Below are 16,233 nucleotides of genomic sequence, written 5' to 3'. Positions count from 1 at the left end.
GCAGTCAGATAGAATATAGGTCTTCCAAGTGTTCCAAGTGAACCCATCAATTATAATGGCGGCTGCACCAATAACAACTTTCCAAGCTGAATGACGGTTTGATCATACCAAGCAGGATGTTGCCGAACATGTTCCATACTTCGTTCATTGCCACTTGCCTCAAACATGGCTGCTTTGTCAGTTTTCTCGTGATCGATCTCGAAGCAAACTGTATGTTTCCCATTTGGTAGCTCCGGCAAGAAAACATATTGATTTCGATTATGATCGTTATAGAGTGTGAATCGATCAATAAGGAATGGTTCCCCTCCATCCACCGACACTTTCAATCGGCCAGAATCCGGCCCCCCGATATCAAATAGCCCGATGTGGGTACCCTCAAACTCCACTGTGATCGCCTCTCCGGGATCAACTGCTCGCCATAGACCGGGGAACAACCAATCATACTCACGCACTAAAGGAAAGTCATCAGAGGTCACGTAAGACCACCCTGCGGAAAAATGAGTAAGACGATCCAGTGGCAGCATGGTTGCATATTCCCAAGGATTGGACGGGACCAAGGGGTCCTGCGGCAAGTGATGTTCGACTTTTCCCACGTGATCTCGAAGTTTGCTCATTTTCTCAAACGACCGAATGATGGTGTCTGTGTAAATCTGGTGTCCTTCGGGAATCGTTGGATGGATCGAATCATGCGTAAAAATAACGGCTCCGGGAATGGCCACGTCTGCCCTTGAGGTGAAAATAAGCTTTCCGTCCGAAACCAATTGACTGACCGCTACGCCCAGATGAATGGAAGGAATGTCGTAATAGTCGGCGACTTCCTCTTGCATAAGAGCGCCCTTCTGGTATTCGCCGGATTGAAATGAGGTCAAATCCCGCTCCTTAACCGTATATACAAACAGGATATCGGTGAACCGGCTACACTTGCGAATCTGTCGGACAATCCCTTCGATCCGTGCCTTGGATTCGGGAACTCCGCCGTCGTTTCCAACAAATTCAACAAATACGAGATCAGGCTGATGACGAAGCACATCTGTCCCCAAACGGGCGCAGCCGAGGTCCGATCCTGTCCCATCAATGCCTGCATTCACAGCGCGGATATCGGCATGGGGATATTGCCCTCGTAGCCAATCCGCCGTCATGACCCTGTATCCTTCCGAACGTGTATTACTGCCGCCAAAATAAACGATGGTCACGGTTTCTCCATTTTCTAACTTCTGAATGACATTAGGCAGCCCACTTCGTGGGAAAAATTCCTTCATCGTGACTTCACCCGCCCTCAAGTAGCATTTTTAGGAGCAAAAAGTTTTACAGCAAACACTTCATAATAAGGCGAACCATACGTTGCACAGAAATCAAACCGGATTTGGGTTACACCTTGTGCATGCACCTGATGTTTGTTCAACGAAAGGTAATTCCCGCGGATATTAATTTCACTCTTGGTTCCATCTTCTAAAGTTAAAGTCACATCATAATCCTGGATCAGTGGTTCGATCGGATCGTCGAAATGCTCCAAATTCAGTTCTGAATTGAAAATAAGATGGATTTCATCCAGATTCTTGGGGCTTGCAAAACCAAATTCCAACCATTCCTGTCCTTCCGTACTTTCCGATATCCAGCCGTTAGGCAGACCATAAGGTCTGGAGAAACCGTTGACGACATTCGTGGGATTATACATATTTTGAGATGGTATCAGGTCTTTGAAGCAAATGCTCTTATTAAGTTTCTTCAGCCTGGATGGCTCTTCCGGTCTATAAAGGAAGCTAACCGCTCCAGTCATTTTCTCTTCATTGCTGTGTACAGTAAGGCCCGCCGTACCTTCCAATACAATGTAGATTTTGTCGTCTTCTGGCTTCTTGCAGCTGAGGTCCAGTGTAATCCAGTCATCGTGACCCGCTGAAATCACCAAGTTGTATCCCTTCAGCTCGCTGGTGGGAATATAGCTTTCCTTCCGCTCCCCGCCAAACAGCTTCACTTGCAACGTTTCCGAATGCTCGGATCTATTTTTAATTTTGATCTGCACACTTTCAACCAGAGATGTCTGGATCGGCAAGACCAAACATAACGCTCTTTCCAAGGAGATCTCTTCGGTTGGATGAAGTTGTTCATAGCTTCGCTGAGAAGAGGCACGAATCGTTAATCCGTCTGCGAAATAAGGATCCAACGGCTCTTGAAACCCTACAATCGTTTGCCCGTCTCGAAGCAGCTGCGCCTGAAGCTCACCCATATGGGCTTTGACGATGGCCGCGGGGTCTGTATCATATTTTACGCATAACGCAGCAGCCGTTCCTACCGCCTGCCCCATACAACCACAGGTTGCCATCACCCTTGTAGACCCAAAAGCCACGTGGGTAGCGCTTATATTACGGCCAGCGAACATGAGATTAGGGATATTGCGTGAAAATAAGCTGCGGAAAGGGATATTATACAATCCCGGCACAAAATTCCAGGCGGTAGCCGGCCCCTCATCGTAGATGCCTTTATTTGCATGCAGATCCATATACCACCCTCCGACGGATACCGCATCTTCGAAATGAGACTTTGCTGTAAGATCGTTCTGAGACAGCATGTGTTCCCCTATAAACCGTCTCGACTCCCGCTTTCCCGGAATCGGGCATACATAATCCAGGATAAGATTGTCTACATCATCAAATTCACCGCTATTTTTGATATAATCCCATATCCCATACACCAATTTCCGCAGTTCCAAGGCAATGTCTTCATTATTCTTGATAATATCCATATGTCCGCCGTATTCCAGCCACCACAATCCGCCAAGCCCGTTGATTTTTCTTGGAAAAGACCGATGGTTTAATCCTTTTCTGATACTATCAAAAAACTCCAGCTTCGTAATATCATACGCAAAGCCTGGCCTTTTGTAAGGAACGGGATAGTCTACGTCACGGGCTTGAAACAGAATCGTATCACCCATCGTGTAATGATCTGCCACTTCTGGAGCGAGCTCCTCCTGGTATTCATGCTTCGCCTCTCTTCCCCATCGGAAGTGAGCACCTGCTTGGTACCCAACAATTCCATCGCCGGAGCAATCGATATAGGTAGGGCTTTCAAAACGAAATTTTCTTTCGGAAGCCAATTGAAGGCCCTCCACCCACTTGATTCTGCCGTTCTCCACGCCTGTTTCATGCACACATGTGTTAAGGAATAGAGAAATGTTGGGCTCATCATAAACCATGTCAAGCAAGACTGTATCCGAAAGCGAAAGCATAAGCTTTTTGTTGTATAACGGATTATAATGAAAGATCTTCAGTTTGAGTTCTTCCACCAACCCGCCTTCGCGAGCATAATAGGATGGACTGTTTCCGAGATATGCCGACCCGTTGATATGAACCCTGACCTCACTGCTCGCATTTCCCCCCAGAACTGGCCGATCATTGATAAGTGAAACCTGCAGCCCTTGGCGTGCGGCAGCAATGGCAGCGCATATCCCGGCAATTCCTCCACCTATGACGGTTACATCTGCTTTCATAAGCTCCATTTTGATAACCTCCATGATTAGATGCTCCTATCATGGTAATGGTTTTGGCACCTTTTTTTTTACAGGATTTCGCGAAAAAATCATACATTTTTTTGCATCCTTATTAGGATTTCTACCGTGTCATTTTTATCCGATATTGCTTAGGTGTATCCCCCGTATATTCTTTAAAAAGTTTGCAAAAGTACCCTTCATTGACGATGCCTACTTCCTCGCACAATTCCAATAATGAATAATCCCGAACGTTTAACAACTCGAGGGCGAGATGGATTTTTTTACGGTTGATGTAGCTGATCACGCCTTCGTTCATTGTTTTTTTGAATAAGCTGCTAAAATACGATGGTGCTAAATTCACTTCCTCGGCAATTGCCTCCAACGTTAAACGTTGTTTCAGGTTTGTCTCTATATAATGCATTGCACTCATAATTTCTGCACGATGTAATAGTTGGCCCGCATGCACGTATTCGAATGTGAAGTCGCCAATATAGGCGAGTTGCTCCTGAAAAGCCATAAATTCCATGGGGAAGTCTGGAACTTCCGTGGCCATCTTATTCCCCGATTTAAATTTCACGGTAATGTCTCTGTACAAATCTCTAATCATTGGCGCCATGATGGACTTGTGGATTTTATGGTCCGTAACAAATTGCGACAGATCGGCAAGTGCATTGTCCAACTCTTCCTTGGAAATCTTCCTCTTCAGGCGTATAAGAAAATCAGCCAGCTTCTGTTGGAAATCTGCTTTTTTGTCATTATGGTATTGGAACCGATGCATCGGCGTTTTTACGACTTTCTCGGTATGATAATAGAAATCCTCACTCACATTTTTAGCTTCCGTATAAGCCTGTTTGATCGATTCCCAGCCTCGGTGTGGACTTCCAAAAGCGACAGATACTCTTTTATTCAAATATTGATGCAAATGAGAGATGATCTGCCCTCCCAAGGATAGGCAAGCATATTCCGTTTCCATATCACTGCGGTTATTTTCCCAGGATAAAAAACCAATAAAACGATTATCGGACAGATCCGCAGCTACCCCACTGCTACCATTCATAACTGTTTCTTCGATGATATTTGTTATCGCATACTTCAAGATGTTTTGATCTGCGGCCGCGTATTCGTTTCGGAAACTTTCATACGTATTCATCTCAACAATGAAACAGCAATAGTTGGCTTGAAAGAAATGAAACTGCATGCGATTGGCAAAATCCGATGCCCGATGAGAAGGAATTTCACCTCGGATCAATTCGTTAAAAAATTGCTTGCGGACTCTGTATTTATTTTCAAGCACGGATACGTTTAACGAGTGGAATTCCGCTTCTTTTTTCTCAAACTCATTTAAAATTACTGCTGCCTTATCCAACGCTCGATTCAAATCGGCTTCCCTTAGCGGAACCTTTACAATGTACTCCAATACGTTGGCTTGAATAGCCCGCTGGGCGTATTCAAAGGATGAATAGGCGGTCAGAAGTATGTATTGGGTATGGGGGAGCTCCACTTTTAACTGCTCAATCATGGAGATTCCGTCCATTCGCGGCATGACAATATCGGATATGACGATATCCGGCTTAAGTTTGATGATCTCCTCGATCCCATTCAGCCCATTATTCGCTTTTCCCACCAGAACAAATCGTCTATCCCTAAGAGAGAGCTCGCTAAAAAACAATTCCAATCGTTGAATGATCAGGTCTTCATCGTCAACAATGAAGCAGGTATAGTCTCTCCCCATTATGCATCTCCTTTTGGCAATTCTGCCGGGAATACAGCGCGTATACGGGTTATTTCCTTAGGTATGCTAATGATATCCAGTCCGAATTGATCTCCGTAGTGAAGTCTTATTCGACCATGAATATTATTCAGCCCGATTCGTTTTCTTTTTACTTCCTCTTCACTTGGTTCCGAGATTAAAATATGCTTTAATTTGTCGGCCGGAATTCCCTCACCTTGATCAACAACTTCGATGATGACGATGCCGTCCTCCCTGTATGCATGAATCGTAATAGGGCCCTCAATTCCCCCTCCGTTATAACCATGGAAGATACTATTCTCCACAAGGGGCTGCAGCAGCATTCGGAAAACCGGAAAATCCATTAACCCTGCTTCGATATTTTCAATCAAGTTGAAGTTTCGGTTATACCGAATGTTCTGGATCTCGATATAGTCCGCTACATTGCGTAATTCCTGGCTTAGGGAAACCTTCTCTGAAGCATCGTCTATCCCGTATTCCAATAATGAAATAAGCGACCCGATCACCACATCTACTTTCTCTATTTGTCCGAGACGTATCACATTGCTGATCGAACCAAGTGTGTTATACAGAAAATGAGGGTTAATTTGAGACTGTAACACCTGGATTTCCAACTTCCGCTCAAGTTCATTATGAAGCTCGGCTCGGCGAATCAGTTCAACAATCTGCTGAAGCATACGATCGAATGCTCGTGAAAGATCGCCAAACTCATCGTTTCGATTAATCGTTATTGTCGTTGTGAGGATACCTTGTTCCACCTGCTTCATTTTTGTTTTGAGCGTATAGAGTGGTTTTCTTATATATTTGGCAACCAAAAAAGAAATGAACAAACTTAAAAGAAGACCTGCAGCAAGAAGCTCGAGATAATAGGTTTCCAATCTGGATAACGCTGCTTTTAAGCGTGATTCATCGTTGATCGAGATGATGGTCCAGTTGAATTTCTCCGTTGGTTTTTTCAAAAGGGAGACCGGAGTGCCATCGTTGGTATACAGTTGAAGGTTTGTTTCTGTTGTATCCAGAATTTCTTCCGCTGACGTCTCTCCGATCGAAAAAGAATGATCTTGGATATTCAGAGGTCCTTTATTTTCAGAAAATCCGGCAATGATCTTACCTGACGCAGTGATCAGAGCCAGATTCATTTGTTCCTGTTTATTAATCTTGAACAAGGTTTCTTCAATGGCATTTAGATCCAGATCAACCGCAATGGCCATAGGAAACGGAGCACCGTTCAGATAACGAACCATCGTAACAGTCCAGCCGGAGTACTTCGATTTGTAAGGTTCACTAACAAAGGTAGTCCTTCTATTCTTGTCAGCCGCATCAAATAAAGGGGCTCTTTCCGACAAAGGTTCATCGAATATTCGAGTAGGTGTACTTCCGCCCAGAATGGATAAATCGCTTTTGATCAAATAAATATTACTGACATAAATACTGTTGAGTTCATACAGCTCCCTTAATTGCTTTTTAATCACTTCGGTATTGTTAATGTTGGCTTTCACCGAAGTTTCAACTGAGAAGAGAATCGTCTGGAAGGAGGAAAAATTAACGGTGAAATACTGGTCTACCTTGTCTAGTATTTGATTGGTGTAAAAAATGTCATTGGTTCTTATTTCCTTTTGAACATAGCGATAAGACAATTGGCTTATCAAGATGATGCAGCCTAATACAAAGGCAAACACGATAAAAAATAATTTTAAAGGCAAGCTGATTCTTCTTCGCATCCATCATCTTCCTTTTAGTTCTGTCTTAAACTAAGAATAGCATATGCGAATAAAGAGAGGGGCTACGAATAGCCACTCTCTCTTCGTTTATTTTTACTTGATAAGGCCGGCTTCTTTAAATTGCTGGATTGCTGTTTCCTTATATTTCTGCATGTCAAACTTGGTATCCAGCGTCTGGAGGAAATTGTCCCAGTTGGAAAGAGGCTCTTTGCCCGTCATAAATTTAACCAAGCTTTCATTAATGAAGCGCGTGCGGTCAGCATCCAAGGTATCGCTTGGGTCAGGGGTCAATAAATTTCCGGGTAACGTTGGCCCCACATATTGCTGATTGTCCTTGAAAGCTTCCGCCGTCTTCGGATTCTGGAAGCTGAAGTACTCCGCATCATCACCACGGCGTGGCATTCTATAATGATCAACCCACAGGTACTTTTCTTTCATTTCCTTTGATAACTCGGAGGTTTTATTTTTGATCTTGCCCTCTACGACATCCCAATGGATGCCTTTGATTCCGTATGCAAAGTTTGGATAGGCTTCTTCATCCGTAAAGAGATAATTCAGCATGGACAAGATCCGAATGATTTTATCCTCGTCCGCTTTTGCGGATATGGCCCATGAATTGCCCTGGAACGATTTTCTCTCTACAATTTGATCCCCGTAAGGGCCTTTCATCGGAGGAATAACGATCCATTCGGGCACCTCTCCACTAATTTCTTTCATTTTTTGCTGATAATCCGGTTCAAGCCTGCGAGCATCTCTGATCATGAAGCCAACTTTACCCTTAAACATCTTTTGGTCCAACAGATCAGGCGAATTCATCGTCACCCAGTCCGGGTCAACCACCTTGGCTGCCATCATTTTATTAATGTAAGCAAGCGCCTCTTTCATTTTGGGATCGATAAATAGAAATACCGGTTCATTATCTTTTATCTCAACGGCCGAAGGCGGATTGACGCCAAACATCCACATCAAGCTATCAAAGCCGTAGGTTTGTAGATTGCCTTCTTTATTCATACCGCCGATGAATCCGTACGTATCGTTTTTACCATTCCCGTCCGGATCTTTCTCTGTAAAGGCTTTCATAACTTCGAACAACTCATCAGGTGTCGTTGGTACTTCCATATTCAGCTTTTTCAGCCAATCGTTACGGATGAAGAAGCTTCGACTGATACCGTTTACATTATCATAGCCTGGAACTCCAATGGTTTTTCCTTGATAGGACATCGCCTCCCAGGAGTCGGTGCCAAACCGTTTCTGTAGTTCAGGGAATTGGTCCATATACGGTGTCAAATCCGCAAGAACACCTTGGTCGTAATATTGCGCGAGATCAGCACGGCTCTTCAAGAAGATCAAGTCTGGAATGTCCCCGCCTGCAATGAGTGTATTCAGTTTGGTTGTTGCTTGACCCGCTTGAGGAATCATCATCTCCAAGTCGATGTTCATCTCTTCTTCCAACATTTGGCGTTGAATATCTTCATCACGTGGAGGTACGGGAGCAGCAGCATTAAAAGTACCTTGGTTAAACATTGAGATTTTCATTTTGGTTGCAAACTGGCCAGACTGGCCTTGCGAATTACTCGAAGTTGTCGATGTAACTTCTTCATTTCCCCCACATCCTGACAAAAGCGTTCCAAGTCCTAAGATTGCCGACAGAATAGCAAATGAAATCTTTTTACGCTGCATATTGACCTCTCCTTTGCTTGTATATTATCACGGTTTCCCCGTAATAAGTTAGATTGGAACACCTTTTACCCTTTAACGGATCCCAGGAGTACACCTTTGGTAAAATGCTTTTGCAAAAATGGATAAACGATCAATATCGGGACTGTAGTTACAACAACTGTAGCCATCTGCACAGCGAACGTACTGACAGCCCCGGAATTGGCGAGCGAATCAGCGCTTTGAGTTGCGACGTTAAGCAGGATGTTGCGCAGAATCACTTGAAGTGGCATGTAGTTGGAATCATTGATATATACAATGGCATCAAAATAACTGTTCCAATGCCCGACTGCGTAAAATAAGGAAATGGTAGAAAGTACGGGTAAGGACAGGGGTAAAATGATCCGCCATAACGTCTGAAGTTCACTGGCACCGTCTACCCTCGCTGATTCCTCGATTTCACCAGGTAATTGCTCAAAAAAACCTTTGATAATCACCAGATTAAATGCACTAATGAGATTTGGAATAATCAATACCCAAGGACTGTTTAACAATCCCAGAGAGCGGATTAGTAAATATGTCGGAATTAATCCCCCACTGAACATCATGGTAAACACAATGAAGAGTAAAAACGGACTTCTTCCGGGTAAATATTTTTTGGATAACGGGTAGGCCGCAATCACCGTAAAAAACACATTTAACGCAGTGCCTACTATCGTTCGAAACAACGTAATTTTATACGCCTGCCAGATCCCATGCGAGATGAATACTTCTTTATAGGCCAGAAAGGTAAAGGATTCTGGTATAATCACAATCCCTCTTCTTAATACTTCCGATTCTGGCGTTACGGAGACAGCAACCACATATAGAAAGGGTAGCACGCACAGTAGGGATAATAAAATAAGAATTACATAAACGACGGTTTGCCAGACTTTTTCCCCGATTGTCAAATGGATCATACTATAGACCACCTCACCAAATTTGCCCATCGAATTTTTTGGCGAGCTTGTTCGCTGCCAACACTAAAGCAAATCCGATGACAGCTTTAAACAATCCTACAGCAGTAGCCAAGCCAATCTTAAGACGCTCCAACCCTTCACGGTATACCCATGTGTCGATAATATCGATCTTCTCCTGGTTAAAGGTGTTGGCAAACATGAATATTTGGTCAAAACCCGCATCCAGGATATGGCTTAATTTAAGAATCAGCATCAGAATAATGACTCCTCGAATGCCAGGTAACGTGATATGCCAGAGCTGTCTCCATTTGGATGCGCCATCCATTCGAGCCGCTTCATATAAGCTTGGATCGATTCCTGCCAAGGCGGCAAGGTACAAAATCGCCCCCCATCCAATATCCTTCCATACTTCAGATAAGATGATCAGCATTCTACCCCAGGCAGGTTCCGTTAGAAACGAGATGGGTTCAACACCAAAATCCTTCAAGATCATGTTAAAGAGACCATCGCCTGGGGCTAGTAAGGCTACCATAATTCCATACACAATGACCCATGATAGAAAATGAGGTAAATAAGTGATTGTCTGTACGATTTTCTTAAACCATTGGCTATACACTTCATTGAGGAGTAAAGCAAGTACGATAGGCGCGGAGAAACCGAACAATAGCTTATAAAGCGAAATGATGATCGTATTTTTCATGATGTCCCAGAAATAAACGCCGTTCATAAAATCCGTAAAATTTTTGAATCCCACCCAGGGGCTATCCCATAGTCCCAAAGCCAGGTTGTAGTTTTTAAAAGCAATCATGATTCCCGCCATAGGAATGTATTTGAATACCGCAAAATAAATTAAGGCTGGTAATAAGAGAGCATACATCACTTTGTGCTTTTTTATCGTCCTTATCCATGACTTTCGCTTTGTGGAGATGGGAACGGCGTCCGCTGCCAATTTTGCTTGCATTTCATCACCTCGTCTTTGTTTGTATTTGTATAATAGCACCCGCCTATCGGATAAATTTCTGAAATATCAAGAATTTCTTATAAGATTTTAAGGAAGTGTGCTTTGGCTCGTTCCAACAGCTGATCCCGGCAAGTGAGACAAAAACTTGTTCCACTAAAATAAAAAAAAAGCCGCTATAATAGCGACTTTCAAATGCCTTATTTATACTTCTCCCCAAAAAATCTCAGTTTCATAATCGAATTCAACAAGACCATTTTGATTATTTTTATCAAATAAATTCCGTAGTTCTGTCATCATTGGATCGTAATTTGCATGCCCGGGTACAGGGCTGTAAGAAGATGATAACAACCGGCCTTTCAAGCCCTCAAAATCGAACTCCTGACTCATTTTGAATCGCATTTCATGCATTGAACCTTCCTTGAAAAAAGAGAGCAGTATCGCCTGAGAAATATTTTTATGATTAACTTTATTGTAGTCGGTTCCATATGTATGGAGCAGTTGATTGTACTCTTCACGAAATGCAGTACCGTTAGTAAGACGAGAATTCCAGATCAGTATTACTTTCCCACCCGGCTGTAGAATTCTGCGAAACTCGATCTGGGCTGCGGAGCGATCGAACCAATGAAATGCCTGAGCGCAGACAATAAAATCAACCGACTGATCAGGTAATCCAGTAGATTCAGCAGAACCTGATGTACTCTGAAATTTCGAACTGTTTATTAAAGTTTGCTCGGCGGCTTCCCGCATTGACTGATTTGGCTCGACTGCGACTACATAGCTTCCGCGTTCCAGAAGTAGTTTTGAGATGATGCCAGTACCTGAACCGATGTCTGCTATATTACTGTTCACACGTAAACCAACGATGTCGTACAAATAGTCAATAGCCTCTTTTGGATAACTCGGGCGGTATTTCAAATAAGAATCGACCCGGCTCGAAAACCGTTCTCTATTGTTCATCGATCGTCACGCTCCCATCACTATTTTGACATCCTATATACTGGCTTCAGTAACAGCTTCAAAATCTTACTGCCCCAAAAAGCAAATACCGTCGTTCCGGTCCATGAACTGCGCTTATCTTGGCTGTATTGATCGTTGATCATATAAGTCCGAGTCGAAATAGGACTCTTCAGACCGAACAGTTCCCATTTCTCGGGTTCATTCGAACCTCCGAGTTTTCTAAGCATATTCGCCGATTCATGATCTATTTTAGCCGGAATTTGCTCGAATGCTTGGGTGATTTGCGTATGAAACTCGTCGATTGGGTTGCGACTGGTAATGCTCTCGAGATGGATGCTTTCACGAATGTAAGAAACAAATGCCAGATGGTCAGCCCAGAACTCGTCGATATAAAAAAGCCGTACGCGCTGCTCCGATGGACTCATCAGTCTCTCAGCTTTCAAAATCCCGAGCCTTTCTTCATATAGAATTCGCCTCTGATCCTCCACCATATCCGAATAACAGTTCAATTCCCGCTGAATATCGAAGTTTTGACCTATAATAACGCGCTGAATATGCTCGATTTTGCTGCGGAGCGCCGGATCATCAAGAACCTCGTCTTGATTTGGAGCGCGAAACAGTTTATGAATGCCAAAGCGAAGCATCAACTCGTCTTCCAAGCTAATATAAAATACGGAAGACCCAGGGTCACCTTGGCGGCCGGAACGCCCGCGCAGCTGGTCATCTATCCGCATGCTTTCGTTTACATATGTACCTATCACGTATAATCCGCCCAGTTTGGCAACCACTTCTGCCTGAGCGGGATTACCACCGCCGAGACGAATGTCGACGCCTCGCCCTGCCATATTCGTAGATACCGTTACCGCGCCTATTTCTCCCGCTTTAGCGATGATTTCGGCTTCTCTCGCATCATTTTTTGCATTCAGAACCTGGCAAGGTACGCCAGCAGCGGCAAGCGCCTCCGCCAGCATATCAGACTCCTCAACGCTTGACGTACCAATAAGAATGGGACGTCCCACCCTATGAACGGAAGAGATTTCTTGTACAAGTGCCTTATATTTGGCTTCCTTATTGGTGTATATTCGGTGCTTGTGGTCGATCCGTATGTTTGGCTGGTTCGGCGGTATTTGCACGACCTGTAACGCATAGATATCCTCAAATTCCAGTGCTGAAGCGTGCGCCGTAGCCGTCATTCCGCAGATTCCCGAATACAGGCTAATAAAGTGCTGAATCGTGATCGTGCCGAGAATTCTCCCGCCAGCCTTCCACTGCAATCCTTCTTTCGCCACCAGCGCAGCTTGCAGCCCGTCCGGCAAATACCTGTTCTCAGCCACACGGCCAGTATGTTCTTCGATTAGTTCAATTGCACCATCCCGGACGATGTAATCGACGTCTTTTTTTAATAACGATTCCACATGCAGCGCACAATTCAATGACGTTAACCAATGACTGTTATGGCTATCGTACAAATTGCCACATCCCAGCAGCAACTCCGCTTTCGCAGCACCCGCTTCATTCAAGTAAACGTTCCGCTGGAACTCGTCAAAATCGTAGTGTTCTCCTGGCTGCAGCTGCCGGGCCACTTCTGCGAAAAGATTGCCATCACTCTTGGAAGCACTCGAATCGCCACTAATGACTAGCGGCACCCGCGCTTCATCAAGAAGCAATGAATCCGCTTCGTCGACGATGACGTAATGGAAAGGACGGTGTACGGTATCGGCTTCATTGAATGCTATTGTGTCGCGCAAATAATCAAACCCTGCTTCTTTAGCCGTAACATAGGTTATGTCCTTGGCGTAAGCTTCCCGTTTCTCTAACAGGCTCATGCCCGCTTGAACCGAGCTTACCGTTAACCCGAGGAAACGGTAGATCGGGCCCATCCACGCTGCATCTCGATTTGCCAAGTAGTCGTTAAATGTGAGTACATGAACGCCTTTGCCTGTCAATGCGTTGAGATAAACAGGCATAACAGCAGAGAGTGTTTTTCCTTCACCGGTATGCTGCTCGATCAAAAATCTTTCGTGCAAAGCAATAGCAGCCATAATCTGCACATCGTAAGGCTGTAATCCGAGTGTTCTCTTCGCAACCTCGCAGACTAAAGCATAAGCATCAACAAGCAGCTCATCCAAAGGCATGCCTGATCTTGCTTCTTCTTGCAGCCGAAGAGATTCTGCTTGCAGGTGCTGATCGTCCCAAGCTTCCAAATTCCGTTTCCTTATAAGCTCCACTCTGTCTCGATAATCTTTCAACAAACGCCGGGTATCGCGCTCTTTGAATTCACGTATCAACTTGACGACTACATTCATCGGAATTTGATTCCTCCTTAGTAGAAATAAGTTGTGAAAAGAAAAGACTCCATATGGAGTCTTTTCTTTCGATGATTAACGTGCCACCAAACCATTCGTTATAAGAGACAACTACATTACTTCTCCGATGGGAGCGGTGTGAAGAGCAGATTGACCGGCAGGTTGCTTCCTGGCGCGGCAGAGAATAGAATCGTTACGCTCTCTCCAGTTAACCCTGTGCGGTAAAGAACGCTTTGTTCACTTGAATTGGCAACGGCAACGTTACCTTCAGCAATCGATACCAACTGGTTGTTCACCAGCGCTACTCCGGAGTACTTTCCTCCACGAGGGTTAAAGGAGATAAGTGTACGCGGTGCAACATTGGTCAGCGTGATTTTGTACAATACGCCGAAATTACCCGCATTGGATGCGTCTGTGTAAGCCATCGGATCTGTTCCTACCAGATTGGGATCGCTTGAATTGTCACCAAGTGGCAGACGGGCCGATTTGGTTCCCACGTGCTCATCGTACTTTATGACGCGAGTCGCGTTCGGGTACGTACCCCGGTTATGCACGCCGTCACGATCAAGCACGGGAAGCAATGGCAAGGCTTCGAACGGATCTTTATTTTCTTCCACCAGGATAACGTTATAGTCTAGGGAATAATCACTATAAGCGTCCGAATAGAGAGAGATGACTTGTCCTTCTTTCATCGGCGTTTTATTGAGTTCAGTCAAAATCAATTTGCTTTCCCCAGGTTGAAGGTACTCTTTCTTTTGATCCGCTCCAGTCTGAATCGACTTGAACCATTTATCAATAGACAATTTCCCAGCTACGGTAGCATATGGTGTAGGTCCGGCAAAGCCCATATTCTGTTGTTCAAATACTGCCGGATTTGGGTTGTTATTGGTTGCAATCACATACATTTTTACTCTTTTGCCTGTATTGTTCACGTGGTGAATCATGAAACGGGTCTGCCCCGAAGATGATTCTTTATATACAATGCCTTCCGTATTCACAGTTTCCGGACTGTTACTGCGGATCAGCAAACTTGGCTCATCCATGTACGTATAAGGCACTTTCTCCATCGTAGTCACTTCGCCGCCGTTAAAGGTAAATTTCTGTCCTACTGGCGTGAAAAGTAAATTGAAGTCGGTAAATGAATATAAGGTCTCATTGGTTATGGTAATGACTTTGGAGTACGTGTTCGTAGCGCCATGATTGTCAGTAACCGTAAGAGTCACCGTTTTTGGACCCGGTTCAAAGAACGCAAGTGAATTGTTCTCCCATACCGCTTTAACAATATTATTTTCGTCATCTGTACTTTGGTCTGTGTAAGTTATTTTTTCGCCCATTTTATACTGTTCTTTATCCGTGGCGAACATGGCTACAGGAGGAAGATTAGGACTCATAACCTCAATCGTAGTTGAATAGGGATCGCTCCATTGGCCATTGGAATCCTGAACCTGATATGAAATCGTATATGTACCTGCTTGATCAAATGAATCCTGGCGACCAGTCCAGCGTTCGTCAACGATATCCAGTCCATTTGGAGAACTGGAAGAAGTCACGTAGTCCACTTGATCTCCTGCAAAGATTTCCTTTTGAGAAATGATGAAGCTTGCAACAGGTTTTGTATTAAGATTCAACACAACCGTTTTAGCCGACTGATTCACTTTATAGGTGATGTTCAGAGCTTGAGTAATGGAAGTTAACGGCACCATGAATGTACTTTTTTGCTGATAAGCAGGGCCTTTCATCGTTCTGGTCTCTCCATTTACCGTATAGTCCTTGCTGTTAGTCTTGAATCGGAGTTCATCCTCACCACTAATAATGATGGTTTCCTTGGTTTTGTTATCATATTTGACGCCGTATCCCACACGGTCAACCAGCGCACGGATTGCAACATAGGATACACCGTTTTTTACAGCCATTGGCTGGCCAGCAAGATACGTTTTTCCATCCTGCTCCATTTTGTTGCTATTCATGTACAACGTCAGATTCCCACCTGCTGCTACAGGAGACGTTCCATCAATGGATGGTTGCTCTATTTGAGCAGGTGTAGCTGGCGTTTCATCCTCAGGTGTTTCCTCTTGAACTGCAGGTTTTGTACCCGTTTCGTTTGTAGTGGTCTCTCCCCCATCCAATGCAGGTTTCTCACTATCTGTTTTAGGTGTTGCCTCAGTACCGGTCGAGGTTTGAGTGTCCTTGGCTTCAGTGGGCGGAGTATTGGTAGATTTGTTATTGCTCTCCGTCTTCACTTCACGCTCTGCAATCGGCTGCTCTTGCTTTAACACTTCAACTGATTCTACATTGGCCGTGTTTACTGACGCAGTATCCCCTTGTGGTGCTGATTGCGCGTTCACAGAACCAACTGCAAATGCTTGAAAAACGGCTAAAGCGGTAAAAATGGATAATTTCTTCTTCATATTCATGCGTTGTCTTTGGCTCCTTCTACTC

Annotated in this window: 10 protein-coding genes; all 10 read right to left on the bottom strand. The window is 44.3% G+C overall.

The window, feature by feature from the left end:
- Window positions 1-50 precede the first annotated feature (50 nt).
- Complete coding sequence (locus J2X75_RS07990) at window positions 51-1,259, bottom strand: SGNH/GDSL hydrolase family protein (RefSeq protein ID WP_310335572.1); 1,209 nt, start codon at window positions 1,257-1,259, stop codon at window positions 51-53.
- A 17-nt stretch (window positions 1,260-1,276) separates the two neighbouring features.
- Entirely contained in the window at window positions 1,277-3,508 is a 2,232-nt protein-coding gene (locus tag J2X75_RS07985) for an FAD-dependent oxidoreductase (protein WP_310335569.1), read from the bottom strand.
- Window positions 3,509-3,605: 97 nt separating this feature from the next.
- Window positions 3,606-5,216, bottom strand: coding sequence for a response regulator (locus J2X75_RS07980; protein ID WP_310335568.1), 1,611 nt, complete (start codon window positions 5,214-5,216; stop codon window positions 3,606-3,608).
- Window positions 5,216-6,955, bottom strand: a complete 1,740-nt coding sequence (locus J2X75_RS07975) for a sensor histidine kinase (protein ID WP_310335567.1) — start codon at window positions 6,953-6,955, stop codon at window positions 5,216-5,218. Before J2X75_RS07975 ends, J2X75_RS07980 begins: the two co-directional genes overlap by 1 nt.
- A 93-nt stretch (window positions 6,956-7,048) precedes the next feature.
- Entirely contained in the window at window positions 7,049-8,635 is a 1,587-nt protein-coding gene (locus J2X75_RS07970) for an extracellular solute-binding protein (protein WP_310335565.1), read from the bottom strand.
- Between the two features lie 65 nt (window positions 8,636-8,700).
- Complete coding sequence (locus J2X75_RS07965) at window positions 8,701-9,570, bottom strand: carbohydrate ABC transporter permease (protein ID WP_017688329.1); 870 nt, start codon at window positions 9,568-9,570, stop codon at window positions 8,701-8,703.
- 13 nt (window positions 9,571-9,583) lie between these two features.
- Window positions 9,584-10,531, bottom strand: coding sequence for an ABC transporter permease (locus tag J2X75_RS07960; RefSeq protein WP_307536301.1), 948 nt, complete (start codon window positions 10,529-10,531; stop codon window positions 9,584-9,586).
- A gap of 201 nt (window positions 10,532-10,732) precedes the next feature.
- Window positions 10,733-11,488, bottom strand: coding sequence for a class I SAM-dependent methyltransferase (locus tag J2X75_RS07955; RefSeq protein WP_310335564.1), 756 nt, complete (start codon window positions 11,486-11,488; stop codon window positions 10,733-10,735).
- A 20-nt stretch (window positions 11,489-11,508) separates the two neighbouring features.
- Window positions 11,509-13,794: a preprotein translocase subunit SecA gene (locus tag J2X75_RS07950; protein ID WP_310335562.1), complete on the bottom strand. Its 2,286-nt coding sequence runs from the start codon at window positions 13,792-13,794 to the stop codon at window positions 11,509-11,511.
- Between the two features lie 116 nt (window positions 13,795-13,910).
- The gene (locus J2X75_RS07945) at window positions 13,911-16,208 is read right to left on the bottom strand and encodes a copper amine oxidase N-terminal domain-containing protein (RefSeq protein WP_310335560.1); all 2,298 of its coding nucleotides are present in this window, start codon (window positions 16,206-16,208) and stop codon (window positions 13,911-13,913) included.
- Window positions 16,209-16,233: the final 25 nt, after the last annotated feature.

The organism is Paenibacillus sp. 2003, from assembly GCF_031455635.1.
Lineage (GTDB): Bacteria > Bacillota > Bacilli > Paenibacillales > Paenibacillaceae > Paenibacillus > Paenibacillus amylolyticus_B.
Note: the sequence above shows the minus strand (reverse complement) of the source record. Positions and strands in the feature narration are given on the sequence as shown.

Excerpts from the sequence above, each read along its gene's own strand:
- J2X75_RS07990 (WP_310335572.1), bottom strand. The coding sequence starts at position 1,259 with ATGAAGGAATTTTTCCCACGAAGTGGGCTGCCTAATGTCATTCAGAAG.
- J2X75_RS07985 (WP_310335569.1), bottom strand. The coding sequence starts at position 3,508 with ATGGAGGTTATCAAAATGGAGCTTATGAAAGCAGATGTAACCGTCATA.
- J2X75_RS07980 (WP_310335568.1), bottom strand. The coding sequence starts at position 5,216 with ATGGGGAGAGACTATACCTGCTTCATTGTTGACGATGAAGACCTGATC.
- J2X75_RS07975 (WP_310335567.1), bottom strand. The coding sequence starts at position 6,955 with ATGCGAAGAAGAATCAGCTTGCCTTTAAAATTATTTTTTATCGTGTTT.
- J2X75_RS07970 (WP_310335565.1), bottom strand. The coding sequence starts at position 8,635 with ATGCAGCGTAAAAAGATTTCATTTGCTATTCTGTCGGCAATCTTAGGA.
- J2X75_RS07965 (WP_017688329.1), bottom strand. The coding sequence starts at position 9,570 with ATGATCCATTTGACAATCGGGGAAAAAGTCTGGCAAACCGTCGTTTAT.
- J2X75_RS07960 (WP_307536301.1), bottom strand. The coding sequence starts at position 10,531 with ATGCAAGCAAAATTGGCAGCGGACGCCGTTCCCATCTCCACAAAGCGA.
- J2X75_RS07955 (WP_310335564.1), bottom strand. The coding sequence starts at position 11,488 with ATGAACAATAGAGAACGGTTTTCGAGCCGGGTCGATTCTTATTTGAAA.
- J2X75_RS07950 (WP_310335562.1), bottom strand. The coding sequence starts at position 13,794 with ATGAATGTAGTCGTCAAGTTGATACGTGAATTCAAAGAGCGCGATACC.
- J2X75_RS07945 (WP_310335560.1), bottom strand. The coding sequence starts at position 16,208 with ATGAATATGAAGAAGAAATTATCCATTTTTACCGCTTTAGCCGTTTTT.